This is a genomic window from Adlercreutzia agrestimuris (assembly GCF_943193125.1).
Classification (GTDB): Bacteria; Actinomycetota; Coriobacteriia; order Coriobacteriales; family Eggerthellaceae; genus Xiamenia; species Xiamenia agrestimuris.
The window spans coordinates 706,009-726,913 of record NZ_CALPCX010000001.1; the positions used below are offsets into that span (position 1 = coordinate 706,009).

Annotated in this window: 19 protein-coding genes, 1 tRNA gene and 1 pseudogene; 13 read left to right on the plus strand and 8 right to left on the minus strand. The window is 51.4% G+C overall.

Annotation, left to right across the window (positions count from 1 at the left end):
- Positions 1-114: 114 nt before the first annotated feature.
- Positions 115-1,341 carry a cysteine desulfurase NifS gene (nifS, locus tag NFR28_RS02735; RefSeq protein WP_251178296.1) on the plus strand — a complete coding sequence of 409 codons (1,227 nt, stop codon included), beginning with the start codon at positions 115-117 and terminating at the stop codon, positions 1,339-1,341.
- Between the two features lie 65 nt (positions 1,342-1,406).
- Positions 1,407-1,874, plus strand: a complete 468-nt coding sequence (gene nifU, locus NFR28_RS02740) for a Fe-S cluster assembly scaffold protein NifU (RefSeq protein ID WP_338025896.1) — start codon at positions 1,407-1,409, stop codon at positions 1,872-1,874.
- Between the two features lie 25 nt (positions 1,875-1,899).
- Here nifU and NFR28_RS02745 read toward each other — a convergent pair whose 3' ends face one another.
- From NFR28_RS02745 to NFR28_RS02755, 3 genes are all read right to left on the minus strand, one after another.
- Positions 1,900-2,166: a YdeI/OmpD-associated family protein gene (locus tag NFR28_RS02745; RefSeq protein ID WP_251178297.1), complete on the minus strand. Its 267-nt coding sequence runs from the start codon at positions 2,164-2,166 to the stop codon at positions 1,900-1,902.
- 158 nt (positions 2,167-2,324) lie between these two features.
- Entirely contained in the window at positions 2,325-2,669 is a 345-nt protein-coding gene (locus tag NFR28_RS02750) for a GIY-YIG nuclease family protein (protein ID WP_251178298.1), read from the minus strand.
- Between the two features lie 354 nt (positions 2,670-3,023).
- Complete coding sequence (locus NFR28_RS02755; RefSeq protein WP_251178299.1) at positions 3,024-3,485, minus strand: hypothetical protein; 462 nt, start codon at positions 3,483-3,485, stop codon at positions 3,024-3,026.
- Positions 3,486-3,805: 320 nt separating this feature from the next.
- Here NFR28_RS02755 and NFR28_RS02760 point away from each other — a divergent pair, with 320 nt between their 5' ends.
- From NFR28_RS02760 to NFR28_RS02775, 4 genes are all read left to right on the plus strand, one after another.
- Positions 3,806-4,417 carry a helix-turn-helix transcriptional regulator gene (locus NFR28_RS02760; protein WP_251178300.1) on the plus strand — a complete coding sequence of 204 codons (612 nt, stop codon included), beginning with the start codon at positions 3,806-3,808 and terminating at the stop codon, positions 4,415-4,417.
- A 416-nt stretch (positions 4,418-4,833) separates the two neighbouring features.
- Positions 4,834-6,210, plus strand: coding sequence for an MATE family efflux transporter (locus NFR28_RS02765; RefSeq protein ID WP_251178301.1), 1,377 nt, complete (start codon positions 4,834-4,836; stop codon positions 6,208-6,210).
- A 260-nt stretch (positions 6,211-6,470) separates the two neighbouring features.
- Positions 6,471-6,659: a hypothetical protein gene (locus NFR28_RS02770; protein WP_251178302.1), complete on the plus strand. Its 189-nt coding sequence runs from the start codon at positions 6,471-6,473 to the stop codon at positions 6,657-6,659.
- A gap of 62 nt (positions 6,660-6,721) precedes the next feature.
- Positions 6,722-6,797, plus strand: a tRNA-Gly gene (locus tag NFR28_RS02775).
- A gap of 296 nt (positions 6,798-7,093) precedes the next feature.
- Here NFR28_RS02775 and NFR28_RS02780 read toward each other — a convergent pair.
- The 3 genes from NFR28_RS02780 to NFR28_RS02790 all read right to left on the minus strand — a co-directional run bounded on the left by NFR28_RS02780 (position 7,094) and on the right by NFR28_RS02790 (position 10,964).
- Positions 7,094-8,011, minus strand: a complete 918-nt coding sequence (locus tag NFR28_RS02780) for a DMT family transporter (protein ID WP_251178303.1) — start codon at positions 8,009-8,011, stop codon at positions 7,094-7,096.
- 24 nt (positions 8,012-8,035) lie between these two features.
- Positions 8,036-9,010, minus strand: coding sequence for an NERD domain-containing protein (locus NFR28_RS02785; RefSeq protein WP_251178304.1), 975 nt, complete (start codon positions 9,008-9,010; stop codon positions 8,036-8,038).
- A gap of 256 nt (positions 9,011-9,266) precedes the next feature.
- The gene (locus NFR28_RS02790; RefSeq protein ID WP_251178305.1) at positions 9,267-10,964 is read right to left on the minus strand and encodes a bifunctional aspartate transaminase/aspartate 4-decarboxylase; all 1,698 of its coding nucleotides are present in this window, start codon (positions 10,962-10,964) and stop codon (positions 9,267-9,269) included.
- Between the two features lie 240 nt (positions 10,965-11,204).
- Between NFR28_RS02790 and NFR28_RS02795 the strand changes: the two genes are divergently transcribed.
- Positions 11,205-12,752 carry an MFS transporter gene (locus tag NFR28_RS02795; protein WP_251178306.1) on the plus strand — a complete coding sequence of 516 codons (1,548 nt, stop codon included), beginning with the start codon at positions 11,205-11,207 and terminating at the stop codon, positions 12,750-12,752.
- On the opposite strand, the gene NFR28_RS02800 is transcribed toward NFR28_RS02795, so the two are convergent.
- On the minus strand, positions 12,727-13,323 hold the full coding sequence (locus tag NFR28_RS02800; protein WP_251178307.1) for a helix-turn-helix transcriptional regulator: 597 nt from the start codon (positions 13,321-13,323) through the stop codon (positions 12,727-12,729). The two genes, NFR28_RS02795 and NFR28_RS02800, sit on opposite strands and share 26 nt — an antisense overlap.
- 66 nt (positions 13,324-13,389) lie before the next feature.
- Here NFR28_RS02800 and NFR28_RS02805 point away from each other — a divergent pair, with 66 nt between their 5' ends.
- The 4 genes and pseudogenes from NFR28_RS02805 to NFR28_RS02820 form a co-directional block, all read left to right on the plus strand.
- Positions 13,390-13,806, plus strand: coding sequence for a hypothetical protein (locus NFR28_RS02805; RefSeq protein ID WP_251178308.1), 417 nt, complete (start codon positions 13,390-13,392; stop codon positions 13,804-13,806).
- A 60-nt stretch (positions 13,807-13,866) separates the two neighbouring features.
- Entirely contained in the window at positions 13,867-15,072 is a 1,206-nt protein-coding gene (locus NFR28_RS02810; RefSeq protein ID WP_251178309.1) for an agmatine deiminase family protein, read from the plus strand.
- Between the two features lie 341 nt (positions 15,073-15,413).
- On the plus strand, positions 15,414-15,770 hold the full coding sequence (locus NFR28_RS02815; RefSeq protein WP_251178310.1) for a hypothetical protein: 357 nt from the start codon (positions 15,414-15,416) through the stop codon (positions 15,768-15,770).
- Between the two features lie 18 nt (positions 15,771-15,788).
- Positions 15,789-16,712, plus strand: a pseudogene (locus NFR28_RS02820) (glycoside hydrolase family 3 N-terminal domain-containing protein); the annotation flags it as partial.
- A gap of 38 nt (positions 16,713-16,750) precedes the next feature.
- On the opposite strand, the gene NFR28_RS02825 reads toward NFR28_RS02820, so the two are convergent.
- Positions 16,751-17,749 (minus strand): alpha/beta hydrolase, encoded by a 999-nt coding sequence (locus tag NFR28_RS02825; RefSeq protein WP_251178312.1) that lies wholly within the window; start codon positions 17,747-17,749, stop codon positions 16,751-16,753.
- 178 nt (positions 17,750-17,927) lie between these two features.
- On the opposite strand from NFR28_RS02825, the gene NFR28_RS02830 reads away from it, so the two are divergent.
- Together NFR28_RS02830 and NFR28_RS02835 are read left to right on the plus strand one after the other, a co-directional pair.
- On the plus strand, positions 17,928-18,374 hold the full coding sequence (locus tag NFR28_RS02830) for a MerR family transcriptional regulator (RefSeq protein ID WP_251178313.1): 447 nt from the start codon (positions 17,928-17,930) through the stop codon (positions 18,372-18,374).
- Between the two features lie 3 nt (positions 18,375-18,377).
- Positions 18,378-20,897: an HAD-IC family P-type ATPase gene (locus NFR28_RS02835; RefSeq protein WP_251178314.1), complete on the plus strand. Its 2,520-nt coding sequence runs from the start codon at positions 18,378-18,380 to the stop codon at positions 20,895-20,897.
- Positions 20,898-20,905 lie beyond the last annotated feature (8 nt).

Genomic DNA, 20,905 nt, shown 5'->3' on the forward strand with positions numbered 1-20,905 from the left:
AATCGCGAAGCGACAAGAGCGAAAAAGCAATCTTGAAGCGGAAACGAAGAAGAATCGACACTGAAGCGACATTACCAAAGAAACATTATCGAAGACGAAAGCGCAAGGGCAGCTATGAAACAGATTTATTTGGATCACGCATCCACAACACCAGTTCGACCAGAAGTGTTGGACGCAATGATGCCGTATTTTGCCGAGGAGTTTGGCAATCCGTCATCCATTTATCCGCTGGGACAAACAGCGTCCGATGCGGTAGCAGAGGCGCGCGCAACGCTGGCAAGCATTCTTGGCGCAACTCCGCGTGAGGTGTTTTTTACCAGCGGTGGCACCGAAGCAGATAATTGGGCTATCAAGGGTTTTGCGCATGCAAACTGCGCAAAGGGCAAGCACATTATAACGAGCGCCATCGAACATCATGCGGTGTTGCATACCTGCGAAGCGCTTGAGCGCGAAGGCTTCGAGGTGACTTATTTGCCCGTTGACGAACACGGTATCGTGCATCCGGACACGCTTAAAGCTGCGTTGCGCCCGGACACCATTCTTGTGTCTGTCATGTTTGCGAACAACGAGATTGGAACTATTGAACCTATTGCTGAGTTGGCTGCGCTTACCCATGAGCACGGCGCGGTGTTCCATACTGATGCGGTGCAAGCGTTCGCCCATGAGCCCATAGATGTCAACGAGTTCGGAATTGACATGCTTTCAGCCTCAGCGCACAAGATCTATGGCCCCAAAGGTGTAGGGCTGTTGTATGTGCGCAAGGGCATTAAGGTGGCTAATCTGCTGGATGGTGGTCAGCAAGAGCGCGGCAAACGCGGAACAACTGAGAACGTGCCGGGCATTGTGGGCTTTGCGAAGGCTGCTCAGCTGGCTTGGGCTGAGCTTACCCCTGAACATGATCGTCAGCTGGCGTTGCGCGATCATGCAATCAAACGCATTTTGGCAGAGATTCCGCACGCAAAACTCAATGGCAGCTGGGAAAGCAGACTGGCAAATAATGTTAATTTCTCATTTGAGTTCATTGAGGGCGAAGGCATGCTTTTGCAGTTAGCTGCGCGTGGTATTTGCGTTTCATCTGGTAGTGCGTGCACATCCGGATCGCTTGATCCCAGCCATGTGTTGCTTGCTATTGGTTTGCCGCATGAAATTGCACATGGATCGCTGCGTCTCACTCTTGGTCGGAATACCACTAAAGAAGATGTGGATTTCGCCATTGATTCGCTTGCAGCTACGCTCAACAACTTGCGCATGATGAGCCCGTTGTATGAGGACTTCAAACAGGGCAGCGTCGAATCAGTCATTGAGCGATTTGCAGCAGACGGTTTTCCTTATACCAATTAACCAATCAGCACATGCATTTATGCAGCAGATATATTTGATACTTCAAGAAGAAAGCGAGCCTGAAAATGGCAATGAATTATTCCGAAAAAGTGATGGATCACTTTACCAACCCGCGCAATGTGGGCGAAATTGAAAACGCAAGCGGATGCGGCACCGTTGGCAATGCAGTGTGCGGCGATATTATGCGCGTGTATCTTGACATTGATGATGACGGTGTTATTCAAGACGCAAAGTTTAAAACCTTCGGCTGCGGCGCAGCTATTGCTACCAGCTCAATGGCAACAATGCTGGTCAAAGGCAAGACCATCCAGCAAGCCCTTGAGATTACCAACAAGGCCGTTATGGAAGCGCTTGATGGGTTGCCGCCAGTAAAAGTGCACTGCTCGCTTTTGGCTGAAGAGGCTATTCACGCGGCGCTGTGGGACTATGCCGAGAAAAATGGCATTCATATTGAAGGCCTGGAAAAGCCGGTTTCAGATATTGGCGAACACGACCATGGTCATGATCTCGGCGAAGATGAAGAGGACGAATAAGCCCTACTTACTGTGTACTTTCTTTTTATGCAAGACGACCATAAACGTCCCATGCTCCATATAAAACACCTTCACGCGTCTTAACTATAAGTTGGTTAAGACGCTTTTCATATTCCTCTGGACTTGCTTTGACACGTTGAATGTTGTCTACTCTGACGCGTTGGTAGAGCGGCGGTGTTGCCTTAAAGGCTGTCCAGAGTCGTGCCTGTTTGAGTGCACGAACAATATCTTCGTCAACGCGAAAGCTGCGCGGACCGAGCGGGGGAAGGACACGGCGGCCGGCATCGGTCATAAGACCCAAGCGCTCAAGTCTTCTGACGCGTTCTTTGTTCAGTTCAGACCATGTACTATTTTTGGTGCGAGGCGTGAAGCGCTGAAGGGCGCCGTGGTCGGGAAAGGTTTTGCTGCGAACTCATAAAAGACTCCTCTTAAAAGTGTGCTGCAGGTGCCTTATTTCCAGAGGCGCTGGGCAGTAGGATCATCCAGGAGACAAAGCTCCATCAGCAGCTCTAAATCTTCAGAGTAGTCTGCGCTGGGATCGTCGTACTTGAGGGCTTTTGCGGTGCCGGTTTCAAAGGCAGCTTCGCCATGCTCTTTCCAGAGCTGTTGAAGGTGTTTGTTGGGGCAAAGTCCATCAGCCAATTGAAAGCGAAGACGGTTAAACTTTGCGGGTATATCGGTGGCGCACATAAGGAAGGTTTCGCCAGTAGGAGTGCAACGAAAATATAAGACGCCCATTTCGGGGTGACGATCGCGATAGGCATCTTTGAGTTGTTTGCGTTTTTCAGTGGTCATAAAACCCCTTCGTTTGGTTTGCTCTTTTATATGATACAGAGCGAATAAAAAAACGCCGTCTTAAAGACGGCGTTTGGCTGTGTCAGATGGAGCGGGCGACGGGACTCGAACCCGCGAATACAAGCTTGGGTATGGCGCTCGTCAGGAACGGCCAGCGCGTCTTGCTCGTGGACGCCGAACCGCAGGGCGACCTCATAAAGCCGCTCGGTTGGAAGGATCCCGATGCCCTAGAGTCACCGACGCTCGCCGGAATGGAAATGCCCCGAGTGGCAGGAAGAAGGTTGTCTATCCCGACCTGCCATATGTTGCGCATTACGACCTCGAGGTACTTTTCTAGGAGGGAATGCCTTGCGCCTACAGCGTTTTGCGGCCAAGCTCACTGAGCGCCTTGAGGGTGGCGTCGACGTTCTCGGCATGCCAGTTCTTGTATCCTCCGGCGTATTGCGAGGCGTACATGCCGGAGAGGCGGACGTCGCTCAATCCCTTCTGCTGGGTGGTGAGGCGGACGCCCCCGCCGCTCGTCTCGATGTCGATGATCACGTTGAGCAAGTCGTCGACCAGCTTCACCGATTCAATCTCCGAGTACGGAACCACGAGGGAAATGTCCCTTTCGAGCGTTGCCCAATTGGGGTCGAACGGCAGCAGGATGATTTCGTTTTCGCACATCTGGAGGACAGCCACATCGTATAGCTCGAAAAAGCGGACGATCTTTTCACTCAGTTCCCCAGCCGCACCTTTGACGATGATGCATCTGTCTTCCAGAGGCGCATACCCCGCTTCGGTTGCGTATTCCCAAACTTTTTCCTCTCGAGCCATGACCGTTCTGCTCCTCTCATCGCTGAATCATATCTACGGAAAGCCTATGAAAGCCTGCGCCGCTTGAGGTTGCCGAAAAATCTCGCCAAAAGGACGCTGGCGGATACTATTTTCACGATCGACCCATCTGAGAGCAAGCAATACTTTTCAATAAAAATCCAGTTCAGAGGCACTGTCAAAGACTTTTGACAGCTATTTCGGCTCTCTCCGCCAGACGCGCATGCTATTATTTCGGCTCTCTCCGCCAGACTCGTACACTATTATTATTGCTTGTGCAGATAGGCAAAGTGCACAGGCGCTTAATTGGAAGGAAAGGACCAATGGAGCTGGCTCAGCAATTGAAGGTCAAGCGGGAGGAGCGCGGGCTTTCCCAAGAGGAAGTCTCAAAAGCGATATTCGTATCGCGTCAGACCATTTCGAATTGGGAAACCGACAAGACCTACCCAGATGTGCAAAGTTTGTTTCTGCTCAGCCAGCTTTTCGATACATCCATAGACGAGCTTGTAAAGGGAGATGCCGTAAGAATCCAACAAGCAGTCAAACAGGATTCGCGCATAATGAGGCTTTTGTCGTACGGAATGGTCGGCTTTTGGGTACTTGCCTTCCTTTTTCTCCTTGCCTTCTCGCTCGCTTGGTCGGAGCCTTCCGGCTTTGCTCGCATGAGCAAAGGCAACATCGCAGGCGGGATCACGTTCATTGTGCTCTACGCCATTGGGTTCGGTATGGCCATCGCCATAGACCGCCTGAAGAAGAGGCATGACATCGTCACCTATCGGGAAATCGACCAGTTTCTCAAGGGAGAATTGATGGGCAATCCAGACGAGGAGGGTCTATCGCGCAAGCACCCGGCCCTCGGCGTGGTGGCGAAGTTGCTCGGCGGGGCTGCGGTCGGGCTGCTTTTGACGGGGCTTCTGCTTGCGCTTGAAGGATAAAGCCTCATGCGGCGACCATGCGTCGAGGTTTCGCTGTATGGGGCAAGTCGCGCCTGTGTCTGTCATAGAGGGCGCACGTCATACGCAGGGCATCAGCGTTGCCAAGCCCGTCGGCCGCTAGGTCGGCGGGCTTTTCCCGTGTGATGCGGATTCTGATTCGCGGCGGCTGTTTGCCAGCACGTTCGCACTATGGGATAATCCTTCTGTTCTAGTACATCGACAGGAACAGCCATGAAACTTTGCATTGGGATGGCTTCGGAAGCATATAGACGAGACGCTGACCGGAGCAAAGCCTGATAAATCGTCGACCCAAACAACCCGCTCAGGGTTGTTTCGGCTTGCGCAGATGAACGATGGGCACGAGAGCGGGCAGGCGTCCGTTCTCTTTTTGTTTTCACCCCATCGAAAGGCTTTCCATGTCAGTATCTACAGATCACACGCCATCCCTTTTGGAAGGGAGCGCTCCGAAGCGCCTGGCAGCATTCTCCGCGCCGCTCGTTGCGGCGAACCTCCTCCAGTACGCCTACCAGTTCGTTGATATGGGCGTCGTGGGCAACGTCGTCGGCGAGACGGGCCTTGTCGCGGTCAGTAACGCCTCCACCATCGTCTTCATCATCAGCTCGATAGCCATAGGGCTCATGTCGGGTTGCACCGTCGCGGTCGGCAACCGCGTGGGCGCTCGTGACGAGCAGGGTCAGCGCCGCACCTTCGCCGCGTCCCTCGGAGTCGCCCTCCTGGGGGCGGCAGCGATAACCTTGGCAGGGACGACGCTCGCGCATCCCATCTTCTCGCTCATGGGCGTTCCAGGAACCTCGCTCGCCCAGACGGTCGCATACCTTGAGGTCGTCTCCCTGGGTTCGGTCGGGCTCTTCCTCCTAAACGCTGCGTGCGCGTTCCTGCGGGCGCAGGGAGATTCCGTCGGCCCTCTCGCCATCATGGCCTTCTCCGCTGCAGCGAACGTGATCCTCGACTTCATCCTCATAGTCGGTTTCGGTCTCGGCGTAGTCGGCGCCGCCATCGCGACCGTGTCCGCCCAAGGTGCGGGGGCGGTCTTCGCCTTGTGGCTAGCGCGCCGTAGACACCCCTCCGCCCGCGACCTGTTTCGCTTCGTGCGAGACGCGCAGGAGCGAGCAGAAGTGCTTACGTCCGCGCGGTATGTGCTTCGCGTCGGCGTTCCCATGGCCGTGCAGCAGGCCGTCATCAACCTCTCCTATGTCTTCGTGACCGCATGGCTCAACTCCTACGGCCCGACCATCGCAGCCGCCTCTGGCGTAGGCCTCAAGATAAGCACCATCGCCGGGCTTCCTTGCTGGGGAATCGGGCAGGCCATCTCCGCATCGGTATCCCAGAGCATCGGAGCCGAGATGTCGAATCGGGCGGTTGCGTTCGCCAGGTCGGGCCTTCTTGTGTCCATCGTTGTCACCGCAGGCATCCAGATCGCCGTGCAGTTCGGCGCGGAATGGCTCGTCTCCCTTTTCGGGGAATCGGGCAAGGACCTCACTGAGGCGGCGGTCCTCTACCTTCGCATCACCTGCAGCGTAAACGGGATCTTCTATGCGTCGATGTACGCCCTCGATTCATTCGCCCTGGCCTCGGGCGCACCGAAGCTGGCTCTCGCTAACTCCCTCATTGACGCCTTCGTCATGAGGGCGGGACTTGCGTGGCTCCTGTCCGTTCCCCTAGGCTGCGGATTCATCGGAATCTATGCGGCGCAGGCAGCGGCGCCGGTTCTGCCCGCCATCATCGGCTTCGCGTATCTCCGGTTATGGTCGAAGAGAAACTTGCCCGAGTAGCGACCCCAAACCCTGAGAGTTTCAACTTATGCCTATTGCAGGAAGTCAGGAGGTTGCCGCCCTTATTGAGTCAAAGCGAAGGAGAAGAGGCATTAGCGTTACCGAACTCACGCGACGCATTGGCGTTGACGGGAAGAGGCTCTGGTACGTCCCGAATGGACAGCGCGAGATGCAGGGGTGCCGCATCGGCATCCGATGGCTCATTCTGAAGCTCGGGCTCTTGAACTATCTCTACAAGGATCGCCGCGAGAAGAAGGGCGATGCCTATACAGATAATCACATGCGACAAACCGTACAACCTTGCTCATGGCGAAAGCATCAAGACGGTCGCCGTTCTTATGGGGTATGCAAGTCCGTCATATACGCTCGATCTCTATGCCGGGTATGTACCTAACACAGGACTTGGAATCGGGAAGCGCTATATGAGCGTGCTGCAAGCGGCGTTCTAGTAGTGTGATTTTGCCGATTTAGGCTTTTGCGCTTTTCCAAGTGGCGTATAATTTGACGGAACGCGGGCGTCGCCAAGTGGTAAGGCACTGGCTTCCCAAGCCAGGATTTCGCGGGTTCGAGTCCCGTCGCCCGCTCCATATGACAAAACCGAACGCCGTCTCGAAGACGGCGTTCTTGCATTCCTATGAGCATTTTGAGCTGAAATGAAAACGTGTCGATTTCCCCGTCTTTATCCCGTGCGCTTGTTACAATGAAAGACGTAGATTCTGTCTTACGAGGTCAGAGAGGCTTTTCAAGAGAAATTGCATCGGGTAGTGCAACAGCTTGGGAAGCTTGAATCTTGTCACTTGGTTAATTCACATGATCCAAATCGGCAAAATCATAAGACAAGCCTGCCGCTCTCGCTGAACTCGATTGCAGCCAACAGAATGCGTTATGGCTGCTGACGCTTTTGAGATAAAAGAAGCCCAGCAATGGTCATGAAGACACCCAGCACAATGTACATATTCAACGGCTCACCAAGAAGCAGGATTGACGCTGTAGTGGTAATGGCAGGAACCAGATAGATATAGGTGGTGGATATAGTTGGACCAAGGTGTTTCACCGAGATTCCCCACGTGACAAAACATGCAGCAGAGGCAACAACTCCCAGGAACAGGAGATTAAGCATGGTATCCCACCGGAATAAAACTTCTGGCGAGACAAAGCTTCCACCAAAGAGAAAAGAAATGGGAACTATGAAAACAAGTCCCCACAAGAAGGTTCTTTTAGTAGACGAAATTGTCTCATAACCCAACGAGGCAATCTTTTGAACCAGAACGGAATAGATAGCCCAAACAAGCGCAGCAAGAAGGGCGAGCAGATCTCCTAAAAGAGACGCTTGCCCAAGCGATGTGATCATGCTGTCCGATTCGGCACCGATGCCAACCACGACAAGCCCTCCCATTGCCAGCAGAAACCCTGCAAAGAATTTGGCGTTTAAAGAAGAGCGATCTCCAAGAAGCGCTGAGGCGATGGCTGTAAAAAGCGGAGATGCAGCAACTATGACGCCCACCGCGGTAGCAGTGGTGAAAACAAGAGCCACGTTCTCGAGCAGGTAGTATGCTGCTATGCCGGTTGCGCCAGCTGCTACAAACAACAATTCGTGTTTCCGCTCGTACAGACGAAGGATATGGGGGCGCAGAGCGCAAAGCACAATAAACCCGATGACGAAACGCAGCAAAAGGATCCAAAGTGGTGATAGGTTTACGAGAAGCACCTTCGTGGACACAAAGGTAGTTCCCCAGACGAATATGGTGAAGAGTGCTACGAGGTGGTACTTCATTCCAACAGGTCTTTTTTGATCGTTCATTATAGGTGCTTGGTTTCTGTTGCCTTAGTCTAAACTCTTGATGTAGCGACACTTTGGGAAACGGCTGCAACCAAAGAATTGTTCGCCGGCTCTTTCACCCTTTTTCGTCGTGCGTAATACCAGATCTGCTCCGCAGCGTGGGCATTTTTCAAGCTGATCTTCGCTTTCGTTGGTGCTCGTTGGTTGCGGTTCCTGGTGTGCAGTTGGTAAGACTTGCGGTGTTGCTTGCTCAATCGGATCGCAAGAAGAATCTTGAGTGTTGATTGATGCTGTTTCTTCGGGCGTTTCAAGAGTGTTCGCTTGAGTACGTTTTCGCGATTTCCTGGATTTTATGTTCTCAATATGCTGCTGTTTAATTTCATCGCTTACATGAATGCAAGGCGCAAGCTTTTCGCAGATTGCTTCTTGTGCGTTTGTGGATATACGTTCCTCGCAGTGAGATGAGATGCGCTTGAGTGAAGTTTGTACCTGATTAGTGTGAATAACGGTCGATGATCCCGCATCTAGACTCTTGAATTCAGCTTTATTGGAAAATACAACGAGAGGGACAAACAAGTCTTCTGAAAGATCCAGAAAGTGCAAGAGAGCTTTTATATGAGATTGGTTTTGTCGGATAGGATTAGGAAAGGGGTATTTTGCATTTCTGTGAAAAGTTTGAACCCATTTTGAATCATTCTCTTTTCCAAAAATCCATCCAGAGTAATTCTTGTTCTCAAAAACAACGATGCCCCAGGGAGCCAGGTAGAGTGCATCAATTTCGCTTGTTGTCCCGTCTTCTTTGGGAATGTATACGTTGAAAAATACTTGAGCTTTCGGGTCAAATGAATAGATTGCTTTGCTTAATTCAAACTCCCCTGAGAGGCCCTTGTCTCGGAGCACCTGCAAAAACTTGTAACCAGTTTCTTTGGCATAAGGAGTTGCATAATAGAGTGCAGACCTCCAACACCAAAGTCCGATGACTACCATAACAATGACGCAAAGCAATCCAATTATTACCATGTGATTCCCCCTTCTTGCCAAAAGCTCTTGTCATTGTACTCCGATAAGAGCTTTTCAGCTGGCGTGATAAGCTTCGTGAGCAAAAACGCGCAGATCGCAAGCAGGAAGTTGAAGCCAAACGTGCAGAGATCCGCAAGAAGTTTGACGAAATCACCAAGCGCGATTAATGCCACTTGGGTCGCAATGTTTAAGCTGTAATTATCTTGAGCCCGCTTCACCTTGTATGCATCGGTGCCAGGCTCGCAAACGCTTCGCCCTATTTGCTTACTTCGCTCTTCCAGGCTTGCGCGTATTCGTCCAGCATCGACGCTATGCGCTTGCCGATAGTTGCGTAATCGTCGGTATCCAAGTTTGCTAACGAAACGCGCACTGACCATTCGGGTGCGTCAAACCCTGCGCCATCCATGAGTACCACGCCCGTGTCTTGAGCAAGCCGCACGACAATATCAAGAGAGTCATAGTTGTCTTTTAGCCAGGCGAAGAAATCAGCGCCGTAAAGACGCGTAGCCCAAATCTCCAGGTCAATTACTGAATAGTAACCTGCTCTGAGCGGATCCGGTTCAAGTGTCCAGCCGAGGTTTTTCCATAAGAGCTGCAAGCGATTCGTTACCAGTTCCTGCATTTTAGCGCGGTAGGCATCTTGCTCATCAAGTAGGCAATACAGTGCGAAAAGCGACATCATGACTTGCTGCGGAGTGCCCAAGCCGGCAGTGCCGTTGAGGGCAACAAGACGGGAATCTGCCACCATGCGGTCAGTGAACTTGACGCGTTCGATATGGTCGGTCAAACACGCGTAGCGCTTTTTGATCAGTTCTTTCTTGTCTGCAGGCAGTGCAGCTATGCGGTCGTCGAAAACATTTTTCTGCGCAGTAGCAATTACGGCAAGACGCCAGCCTGTAGCACCGAAATACTTTGAGAAAGAGTACACGCACGCGGTGTTATAGGGCAGGTCTGCAAGGAGAGAGCGATAGTGGGGGACGAAGGTGCCATACACATCATCGCTGATGATAAGCAGATTCGGATTCTTATCACGCACTATCTCAATGAGCTTTTTGCGCGATGCTTCATCCATGGCTACCGACGGTGGATTAGAGGGGTTCACCAAACATAAAAGCTTGATGGATGGCTCGGCAAGTTTCTCAAGTTCTTCGTCGGGATACTGCCACGTATGGAGGCCTTCGTCGTCGCGTGTGGTGGCATTAATGTAGGTAACGTCAAGGTCGTAATCATTAAGCGTAGGAATGTTGAGGTAGGGCGTGAAAATAGGAGTCATGAGCGCAATATGGTCGCCAGGATTAATAAGGTAGTTGCATTTCAGGCAATAGAACAGATAGCACATTGCCGCCGTGCCACCCTCAGTTGCAAAAAGGTCATAAGGTGCATCGGGTTTTTGCCCATCGTCCAGCGCTTTCACAAGATAGCGGTTCACGATTTCTTGCGTGTAGGGCAAAATGCGATCCGGGAAAGGATAGAGGTCGCCCGAGATGCCACTTGTCCATTCGTGAACAAATTCGTCAGCCGGGAAGCCTTCAGCAACCAGGTAGTCGAAGGCATGACGCACAAACTGAGCAGCTTTTTCTTCCTTGTGTGTATCAAGGTAAGCAAGGAGCCGATCTGCGCATCCCTCTTGAGCGGGCATCCCTGCAAGATCAAATTCGGGCAGCGATGAGACGCGTTTTGCCTCTTCCATCGTGAATTGCCCAAGCAAGAAAAAGGCTTCACGCGGCAGAGTATTGATCCAATTGGGATTGCCGCGCCCTGCGTTAAGGAGTGTGCGCGTAGTGTCTTTATCTCCTTCGCGCGCAAGCTTCACGAGGAGATTTTTGACCTCGAAGGGAGACATGGCGGCCAAGGATTCTTCAAGTGCATGTTTATCGTTGGCAAGAATGGCTTTTTCAGCTGGGGAGAGTGTGGAATCTGCCGCAGTTGTAGGAGAGGGTTTTTCGGTAAGCATAAGGCTTCCTTTCTTCGCGGTGTTACTCATTGTAGGATGCACGTTTTGCAGGAATTTGAGAGAGCGGTAGCTGTAATACAAGTGAGAACCGTTTGAGATAAAGTCGAAAGCATTATGCGTGGGGAGCGAAAAAATGCCTGAATACCCTCGCATCGGTTGTATGAACGGGCGATGACAAACCCATGACAGAGCGAAACTCTCGTGGAATGCCTACACAAGCGGAGCGCACAATTCCTAAGCATGAAGCAACCGTCACTACATACCTGCCCCTCCGCATCTTGCACCACATCAAACGCTCATCCTCCGTCAACTCAGGTTGAGCTGCCACAGGGTCGTGTGCGCATTTGGATGATCGTTATCATGCTTGCTTCTACACTCAATGCATCGTTTATGCAGTCGCTTATGAACGTTGCACTTGATCAAGTTGCTACTGATTATGCGGTCTCCCTTTCGCAGGCGAACTGGGTGGTGTTGGGCTATGCAATCGTCACCGGTGCGGTAATTACCACCGTAGCGTCGCTCATTGCGCGCTTTGGGATTCGTCGTGTCATGGTCGCTTCATATGTGAGTGCCGTTGTAGGTTCACTTTTGGGCTTTTTGGCGTGGAATTTTCCCGTGATGATTGTTGCGCGACTCATTCAGGCAATTACAACAGGTCTGACATTTCCGCTGGTAAACGTAGCACTTTTGCGCCTTTCTCCGCAAAATCGTGCGGGAGTGTTACTTTCCATCAATAGCGGAATTATCGGTATTGGCCTTGCGGTAGCGCCGCTCATTACTGGACTTATCATTACTTATTTTGGCCTCCATGCGCTCTTTTTGTTGCCCACTATCACGTCAGCTGTATTGTTGATATGCGGCTGCATCACCTTGCGTGATTTGACGCCGCGCTTTGCTAAGAGAATTGACGCTTTAAGTGTTGTTTTGAGCTCTATTGCACTTGCCACATTCATGTATGGCCTCAACGACGTTACGCGCGACCCGCTACCGTCTAGTGCTCTTATGGTGTTCGCGCTGATCATGACGGCATTGTTTATTCTCCGTCAGCGTCATCTAAAGGACCCTCTGCTTGATCTGCGTCCCTTTAAAACGCGTGCATTTGCGCTTGGTGAAACGCTCGTGGTGATATCGTACATGGGCTCAGTTTATGTGAGCTTGTTAGCACCGCTTTATCTTGAGGGGAGCGTGTCGGCTACACCTTTTGCTGCTGGTTGTATGCTGGCGCTACCAATACTGTGCTATGGCGTCTTTTGCTTCATGAGCGGCAAGGTGTTGGCGAAGCATGGCGTTTGGCCATTGGTTCCGCTCGGATTTGTTGTCATGATTTGCGGTTTTGTGGCTACTTACTTTGCCGCAGAAGCTCAATTGGTGAGCATGTTTTTGGTGTGCATTGCTTTGACGTGTGCTGCTTATGGCATGATGTATCCCTCCATTAAAAGTGTTGACTTGGAAGTCATTCCGCACACCGAAGCGTCAAGTGGATCAGCCATTCATTCAACGTTAGTGCAGATAGCAGGGTCAATTAGTTCTGCGCTCTTTGTGGGTATCATGTCTTCGGACGTTGCAACCGCGCGGGCGTCAGGTGCCACTAAAGCTGCCGCATACGCGTTTGGTTTTTCCCATACGTTGATAATTGCAATGGGTATTTTGGTGATAGGCTTGGTAATTTCGCTGTTCTATGTTCGTGCGGTCAAAGCCGCTTCTCGCGCGCAAGTAGCAACCTCACCAACTGCAAATTCAACCGAGCGTTCGGAAGTTGGGGCTAGTCCTTCCAAAAATCGCGAATAAGATCCTGACGTGACGCACAGTTCGCCTTCACCATGATGTTGTGCGTATGCGCTTTAACGGTGCCAAGGGCTACGTGAAGTTCGCTTGCAATATTTTGATTGTCATTGCCCTTGAGGATCAGCACCAAAATGTCGCGTTCGCGCGCGGTGAGATCGTGGCGTGCACAATATGAGGGAAGAAGATCTTCAATGTGGCGTTCACGAACAGGAGTGTTTGCTTCAATGGGCTCATTGAAGCGCAGTTGCAGCATCTTTCCTGTTTGGTAGATGGCGAATACGGCATATATGCTCGCAAGCAGGTTTTCAGAAAAATTGCGCTCCGAAAGATAGAGCGGAGCGGGAGTGACAGCATTGAGTGGATCTAAGATGAAGATGACTATGGTGTCTTCAATGACAATTAGTACCAATAACACGACAGATACAAAGAATAGCCATTTAAAGCGACGTAGACGAATGCGCTCTACTTCGTCTGTTTGGTGGCGATAACACCATACAATTACAACGCCAGTTCCTGCCAAGAATACCTGGCGCAACTCGTAAAAAAGCCACTGGCGCAACGCCGATTCTGCCATGGTGTACACAATGAGGCATGCCGCCGCTATATACAAACAAATCGGAATACAACGCACCCCCTGCTCATGGCATACATCCCCATGTTCCCGGCGTTTGTGAAGCTTCGCAAGGTTGATCCGAACCGTCCGCGCGTATTCCGCTTCCCCTTCAAGGGTACTGCTATGATGATTGCGCTGATCATCCCCGCTGTTGAGCTAGTGTTGGCCATCATTGCTACCATCGTTCCGCTTTCTGCTGATGAGGTAGCCGACAAGCTTCCGATGCTCATTGGCGTGATAGTGTTTGTGATCTTAGGTGAGGTCATCCGCATATGGTCAGCACGTGGACGCAAAACCGAGTTCAAGGGTCTCACACCAGCGCTTGCTGCACAGCGTTTGGAGGAAGAGGCTGCTGGCGAGCATGATGAGCTTGAGCCTGTTGATCCCGAGCAAATTGACGAGATCCTAGCTGCTCGTGGCGGCGAACCAGAAAAAGTTCTGTAGTGACACTTTTCTTCGATCCGTGTAAAAATCAGAAGTGATTATCTGAAAAGGATGAGAGATATGAAAACAATTTATGAAAGCCAGTCAACTCCTGCTGCTGATGGATTCTATATGCCTGCTGAGTTTGCTCCGCAAGATCGTGTGTGGATGGGATGGCCGCATCGTACCGATACCTGGGCACACGGTGCTAAGCCGGCGCAGGCTCAGTATGCCGAGATTGCACGCGCAATTGCTGAATTCACGCCCGTTGTGATGTGTGCAAATCAGGCTGACTTCGCCAACTGCAAAGCAGTGTTTGAGGACGATGAGAACGTGACCGTCATTGAGATGACCACCGACGATGCATGGTTCCGTGATACCGGTGCTACCTTCGTTATTGACGGCAAGGGCGACAAGCGTGCATGTCACTGGCACTTCAATGCGTATGGCGGCTTGATTGACGGCTTGTATTTCCCGTGGGACAAAGACGAGCAGATTGCTGAGAAGATGGCCGAGTTGTCTCACTGCCGTCGCTATCGTCCCGACGATATGATTCTGGAGGGTGGTTCCATCACCGTTGATGGCGAAGGCACGCTTGTAGTTACCGATCAATGCCTGCTTTCACCTGGTCGTACGGCCTCAGCTGTGCTTGCTGACGAAGAGGATGAGGACACCATTTGGCCAGCATATGCTAAGAAGTTTGAGCCGTGGAGCGAAGAGCTGCGTGCTTACATGGAAGAAGAGCTCAAGCAATATCTCGGTGTCGAGAAGGTCATCTGGGTTAAGGAAGGCATTGACCCTGAAGAGACCAACGGTCACATTGACGACGTTGCAACCTTTATTGCTCCTGGTGTGATGGCTTGCATCTGGACCGATGATCCAGACTACCCGTTCTATGATCAGTGCCATGCTGCATATGAGACGCTTTCCAACGCTGTGGACGCAAAGGGTCGCCAGATCAAAGTCTATAAGCTTCCTATGCCGGTTAACCCGCTGTATATGGATCAAGCTTCATGTGATTCTATCGACGCAGATGAGAATGCCGAGCCGCGCGTTGCAGACGAGCCGCTGATTGCGTCTTACATGAACTACCTGGTTACCAACAAGGGCGTTATCGTTCCTCAGTACGGCGACGAAAGCGACCAATTGGCAGTGGATACGCTTCAAGAGATTTACGACGAGGTATGGGGCAAAGATGCCTACAAGTGCGTAGGTGTCCAGTCTGAACAGGTCGTTTATGGCGGCGGCAACATCCACTGCATCACGCAGCAGGAGCCTTCTGCATAACTCCGCAGATAAGGTTGCCCTTGCTGCAACCCCGTGGCACTCTTAGCGCTTTATATCCTATAAGCCTCCTTTTAAGATGTGTTGAGAATCTTCGCCAAAGTAACTCTCTTAAAGTTGAGTTCAAGCCAGCGCACCGGCAAGAACTCCAATCGCCCGTCAGCAATGTTTGTTGGCGGGCGATATTATTTTGCAGCGCACCTAAATTGCCTGGCGAAAGCACATTTCCTGCCACACTTCGCCAAAAACCGCCAAAAATTAGTTCAGCTCTGTAACAAAAATGGTGCGCAGTTTCGCCCGATTGTTCTTATAATCAAGCTTAGTCATCTGAAATTGAGGTGCCCATGAACGCTCTTCCAACCACATTCACTCGTCGACGCTTCACGCAATTGGCAGCCATCACGGCCGGTACGCTTGCGTTGGGAGCGTGCGCCCGCGAAACAAACAGTGCGCCAGCGTCATCCGGCCAGATGACAGACAGTGACGCTTCCTTGGGTGAACAAAAGACAGAGCAACCTTCTGATCAGCAAGAACTTCATTCGGATAAAGCAGAAGCGCCCGTTGATCCCGCTGACGAAATGCGAGCTGTGGTTCGTGCACGTATGCAAGAAATGTCGCTTGAGCAAAAGGTTGCACAGCTGTTTGTGGTGGCTCCTGAATCGCTTGCGGCGGGAGTTTCTCCTGTTACGCAGGCTGCCTAGGTAGGGCAGGCGGCTCTAGCCGACTACCCCGTCGGCGGCTTTATATATTTCGCTTCCAATTTGATAACACCAGGTCAGACGACCGATTTGCTCACAAATATGACTGACTACTTTGCGCAAAGTGAAAACGTCGCGCCGTTTATGTGCGTGGACGAAGAGAGCGGTCAGGTGGCGCGTATAGCCAACAATGATGCGTTTGGCGTGGAAAACGTGGGTGCTGCTTCAGATCTCGGTGAGGCGGGGGACGCTTCGCGCGCGAAAAATGCAGCAGAATACATCGCCGGCTATGTGCGACCGCTGGGGTTCAATGCGGTATTCGCACCCGTGGTCGATGTTGCTCATCCAGACGTGAGCGACATAATGACCGCGCGCTCATTTTCTTCCAGCGCGGCGCAGGTTGCCGATATGGTGAGTGCAGAGATTTCGGGATTTCGCGAAAAAGGTCTGATCAGCTGTGCAAAACACTTTCCTGGTATCGGAGCGGCGGTGGGCGACTCGCACGATGAGGCAATCGTCATTCACCAAACGCGCGCAGAACTTGAAGCGCTTGACCTTGTGCCATTCGTATCTGCAATTGATGCCGGGGTGCCGCTCATCATGGTGGGACATGTTGGCGTGCCCGAGGTGGCAGGAGATACGACGCCGGCATCATTAAGTGGTGCTCTTGTGCAGAATATCTTGCGTGAAGAGTTGAAGTTTGAGGGCGTTGTGGTGACTGATTCGCTTTCCATGGGAGCCATAACAAATTACTACACACCAGATCAGGCGGCAGTTTCTGCATTGCATGCGGGATGCGATGTGCTTCTTATGCCTGAGAATTTTGCTCAAGCTTATCAAGGCGTGCTTGATGCCATATACGCGGGCGAATTAAGCGAAGCGCGCCTTGATAAGTCGGTTTTTCGTATTTTGTGGGTAAAGCAGGAATACTTCGGAAGCTTGTAGAGCCCAGATGGCGAAGGAGGCGTGCCGTACGGATCTCCTTAGCCAAGGTATTCGCGATAGAATGTCTCCACTGCGTCAAAAGGGATCTTGTCCAGCTGATCATAAAGATCGCAATGGCTCGCTCCCGGAACAAGTATGAGACCCTTGTTGGCATGCTCGTAATCTCCCTTGTTTTGCGGCAAGCGCGCAAAAGTATCTTTCCCAAAGTAGCTGGAATGCGCTTTTTCGCCATGAATGATAAGAACAGCGCTTTCAATTTCTTCCAGATAATTCATGAGCGGTAGATTGAAAAAGGGCAGGTTAGAGGTGACATTCCAGCCTTCGTTTGAATTGAGTGAGCGAGGATGGTATCCGCGTGCAGTCTTATAGTAGTCGTGGTAGTCGCGAACAAACTGTGGAGCATCTGCAGGAAGGGGATCCACTACGCCGCCCGCGCGTTTGTAGGTGCCGCTTCGGTAATCTTCAGTTCGCTGAGCAGCCATTTGTGCGCGTGCTGCATTGCGAGCCTCTTTGGAATCAGCGGTGTCGAAATACCCTTTAGCGTTTACGCGCGACATGTCATACATGGTTGAAGCCACGGTTGCCTTTATGCGCGGATCATTTTCGGCAGCAGAAAGTGCCAGACCGCCCCAGCCACAAATACCGCAAATGCCAATGCGCGCTGGATCAACGTCTTCGCGACATGAAAGATAATCAACTGCGGCGCAAAAGTCTTCGGTATTGATGTCGGGCGAAGCAACGTATCGAGGTGTACCGCCGCTTTCGCCAGTATATGAGGGATCGAAGGCAATGGTCAAAAAGCCTCGTTCGGCAAGCTGCTGAGCATAAAGACCGCTCGATTGTTCCTTGACCGCGCCGAAAGGACCAGCCACAGCAATTGCGGCGAGAGGTGCGGATGCACCTTTGGGCTTGTATACGTCTGCGGCCAGCGTAATGCCGTAGCGGTTGTGAAACGTTATCTTTTCGTGGTCAACCTTGTCGCTTTGAGGAAAGACCTTATCCCATTCTTGTGTGAGGTGTAGTTGTTCTTCTTGCATGCTTATATCCTTTCGCTTGCGACGTGTGCCTGCATGAGTTTGTGTGAGAGAAGTTCCTGCGTGCTTGTCAAAAGCGAGTCTACAAGTTAAAGTTAACTTTAAGCCAAGCGAAAATATGAGATTAATAGGTCGCACACGCTTGATGGATCTCTGTACACTTGATTTAAAGGACGGCAGCATGTCATATACCGTGGGCGAAGCAGCGCGACGCATTGGAGTGGCGCCTTCAACGCTTCGCTATTACGAATCCGAGGGGCTTCTTCCTGAAGTAGCGCGCACCAAAAGCGGTCGTCGCTGCTATTCAGAGCGAGATCTTGAGGCATGTCGCGTCATTGAATGCCTCAAGGAATCAGGGCTTTCAATTAAAGAAATCCGTGACTTTATGAATATGGTTCAGCAAGGAGATGCCACGCTGTCGGATAGACTGGCGCTTTTTAAAGACAGGCGCAAAACGATACTTGCCGAGATTGAGCAGCTGCAAAAAACGCTGAGCGTTGTGGACTTTAAGTGCTGGTATTACCAAACGGCATTGGATGCGGGAACCGAGGAAGTCGTTAAAGATCTTCCTTTGTCGAAGATTCCAACACAGCATCAGGCTGCTCGCAAGCATCTTATAGGTGAATAATGCTTGTTAGTTGAAGGTGTCTGCGCGGCAACGGTTTCGCAAACAAGTGAACCACCTCAAGGAGCTTTTCGCCATGCTTTCTATAATGGTGAGTCAGATGCGTATCAAATCAACCGAAATCGGGCGCTCATGGATATTCAAGGACTTTCTGCACAACAAGTGGAGGCCGCGCGCCAAGCTGGTCAGATCAACGTTGACACAAGCGTGAAGTCTCGTTCATATGGCCAAATTGCTCGCGAAAATATTTGCACCTTATTTAACGCGGTCAATTTCATTTTGGCGGTGCTGGTTTTTCTGACGGGTTCCTACAAAAACATGCTGTTCATGTTGGTGATTGTCATCAATACAATCATTGGCATCGTTCAAGAAATTCGCTCGAAAATAACAACTGATAAGCTGGCGATTCTTACCGAATCGGTGATAACTGCCATGCGCGATGGCAAAGAAGTTGAAGTGCCTGCTCATGAGCTGGTGCTTGGCGATGTCATCAAGCTCGGGCGTGGAGACCAGGTGCCTGCGGATGCGCTTGTTGTAGATGGCGAATGTCAAGCGAATGAATCGTTGCTGACGGGCGAAAGCAAAATGATTCGCAAAACCGTAAACGACGAGCTCATGAGTGGCTCTTTTATTAACGCGGGTTCGGTGTGGGCACGCGTTGAGCATGTTGGCGCTGACAATTATGCGGCAAAAATCACCAATGAGGCAAAGCAGCGTAAAGCTATCAACTCTGAGATCGTGACATCGCTTAATGCCATCATCAAATTTGTGAGTATTGGCATGTTTCCTATTGGTATTTTGCTATTTTGCATCACGTATTTTTCGCACGGCGTTGCATGGGATTCAGCCATTTTGTCCACAGTCTCGGCTTTGGTGGGCATGATTCCTGAGGGACTTATTCTTCTTACCTCAACGGTGCTTGCGGTTGCCGTTATTCGTTTGGCAAAACACCAAGTGCTCGTGCAACAGCTTTACTGCATTGAGACGTTGGCGCGCGTAGACGTGCTGTGCTTGGACAAGACAGGCACTATTACTACGGGTGCTATGAAGGTTGTTTCGGTGGAACCCATTACCGCCGGAGCCGACGTTGCCGCTGCTCCTGGTGGCGGCGTCACTCCCGACGTTGTATCCGTCACCCAGGCTGGCGAGATCTTTGCCTCTCTTGCTGCGTCTGACGAAGACCCAAATGAAACAGCGCAAGCATTACAGCACTACTTCGCAAACACCCCGAAGCAAAAAGCCACGCGCGTGATCCCTTTCTCGTCGGATCGCAAATACTCAGGTGCAACACTTGCCGACGGCAATTCGTATGTGATGGGAGCCACGCAATTTGTGCTTGCAAGTGCTCCTGAAGCATTAGCGCAAGTGCAATTACAACTTGATGAGCTGGCGAAACGCTCACGCGTATTGGTGCTTGCCCGCGTGCCGGGCTTTGATGAAAACGGCGCTATCATCAAAGCAACCTCTCAAATTACACCTCTGGCGTTTATTTGCATTGAGGACGAAATTCGCCCTACAGCTGCACAAACAATTCGCTACTTTATTGATCAAGGCGTGACGCTTAAAGTCATCTCAGGCGATGATCCCGCCACTGTCTCTGGTATTGCCGAGCGCGTAGGAATTCCGCATGCGCAGGCATATGTGGATGCAGCAACGCTTACTTCGGACGAGGCTATTGACCAGGCTATGGATACGTATGCGGTCTTCGGGCGTGTGCGTCCTGAACAGAAAAAAGCGTTCGTCTTGGCGCTTCAGAAGAGAGGTCACACGGTTGCCATGACGGGTGACGGCGTCAATGATGTTCTTGCGCTTAAGGCTTCCGATTGTAGTGTTGCTATGGCCAGCGGATCAGATGCGGCGCGCAATGTGGCGCAGCTGGTGCTGGTGGATAACGACTTCGCCAGCATGCCACGCGTGGTTGCTGAGGGGCGTCGCGCTATCAACAATCTTCAGCGGTCAGCGTCGTTGTTCCTGGTTAAAACGCTATTGTCTATTACCTTAGCGGTAATTTTTATCCTGTTGCCTTGGCAGTATCCTTTTGTCCCCATTCAAATGACGCTTATTTCGGCTTTCACCATAGGGCTGCCTTCGTTTGTGCTTGCGCTGCAACCCAATCACGACATCGTGCGCGGCAAATTCCTTACCAATTGTGTGGTTCATTCCATCCCGGGTGCTCTATGTGCCGTGGTGAGCGTGCTTCTGACCTGCGCTGTTGGTTACAACATCTTCCATATGAATTATGGCGAAGTGTCCACTGTGTGCGTTCTTCTGCTTGCATGCATTGGCGTGCTGCTCGTGATTCGCCTTTCTCTTCCGTTTAATGCGCTGAGGGTGGCGTTGCTGGTTGTTATCCTGGTTGGCCTGATGGGATGCGTTTGTCTCTTGGGTCATCTTTTTGATATTGCATCGTTTACGCCCGCTATGTTGGGGCTGTTGGGTGTGCTAGGGGCAGCCAATATTGTTGCATTCAACTGCATATATACTGCATTAGACGCATACCATCTCAAAAAGCTTAACGTTAAGTAGTAAAAGGG

What these genes read in the sequence shown, in the direction of transcription:
- NFR28_RS02805 (WP_251178308.1), top strand. Translation starts at nt 13,390, where the DNA reads ATGGCATACATCCCCATGTTCCCGGCGTTTGTGAAGCTTCGCAAGGTT.
- NFR28_RS02825 (WP_251178312.1), bottom strand. Translation starts at nt 17,749, where the DNA reads ATGCAAGAAGAACAACTACACCTCACACAAGAATGGGATAAGGTCTTT.
- NFR28_RS02765 (WP_251178301.1), top strand. Translation starts at nt 4,834, where the DNA reads ATGTCAGTATCTACAGATCACACGCCATCCCTTTTGGAAGGGAGCGCT.
- nifS (WP_251178296.1), top strand. Translation starts at nt 115, where the DNA reads ATGAAACAGATTTATTTGGATCACGCATCCACAACACCAGTTCGACCA.
- NFR28_RS02780 (WP_251178303.1), bottom strand. Translation starts at nt 8,011, where the DNA reads ATGAACGATCAAAAAAGACCTGTTGGAATGAAGTACCACCTCGTAGCA.
- NFR28_RS02760 (WP_251178300.1), top strand. Translation starts at nt 3,806, where the DNA reads ATGGAGCTGGCTCAGCAATTGAAGGTCAAGCGGGAGGAGCGCGGGCTT.
- nifU (WP_338025896.1), top strand. Translation starts at nt 1,407, where the DNA reads ATGGCAATGAATTATTCCGAAAAAGTGATGGATCACTTTACCAACCCG.
- NFR28_RS02795 (WP_251178306.1), top strand. Translation starts at nt 11,205, where the DNA reads ATGAAGCAACCGTCACTACATACCTGCCCCTCCGCATCTTGCACCACA.
- NFR28_RS02830 (WP_251178313.1), top strand. Translation starts at nt 17,928, where the DNA reads ATGTCATATACCGTGGGCGAAGCAGCGCGACGCATTGGAGTGGCGCCT.
- NFR28_RS02785 (WP_251178304.1), bottom strand. Translation starts at nt 9,010, where the DNA reads ATGGTAATAATTGGATTGCTTTGCGTCATTGTTATGGTAGTCATCGGA.
- NFR28_RS02770 (WP_251178302.1), top strand. Translation starts at nt 6,471, where the DNA reads ATGCCTATACAGATAATCACATGCGACAAACCGTACAACCTTGCTCAT.
- NFR28_RS02810 (WP_251178309.1), top strand. Translation starts at nt 13,867, where the DNA reads ATGAAAACAATTTATGAAAGCCAGTCAACTCCTGCTGCTGATGGATTC.
- NFR28_RS02745 (WP_251178297.1), bottom strand. Translation starts at nt 2,166, where the DNA reads ATGACCGATGCCGGCCGCCGTGTCCTTCCCCCGCTCGGTCCGCGCAGC.
- NFR28_RS02815 (WP_251178310.1), top strand. Translation starts at nt 15,414, where the DNA reads ATGAACGCTCTTCCAACCACATTCACTCGTCGACGCTTCACGCAATTG.
- NFR28_RS02790 (WP_251178305.1), bottom strand. Translation starts at nt 10,964, where the DNA reads ATGCTTACCGAAAAACCCTCTCCTACAACTGCGGCAGATTCCACACTC.
- NFR28_RS02750 (WP_251178298.1), bottom strand. Translation starts at nt 2,669, where the DNA reads ATGACCACTGAAAAACGCAAACAACTCAAAGATGCCTATCGCGATCGT.
- NFR28_RS02800 (WP_251178307.1), bottom strand. Translation starts at nt 13,323, where the DNA reads ATGGCAGAATCGGCGTTGCGCCAGTGGCTTTTTTACGAGTTGCGCCAG.
- NFR28_RS02755 (WP_251178299.1), bottom strand. Translation starts at nt 3,485, where the DNA reads ATGGCTCGAGAGGAAAAAGTTTGGGAATACGCAACCGAAGCGGGGTAT.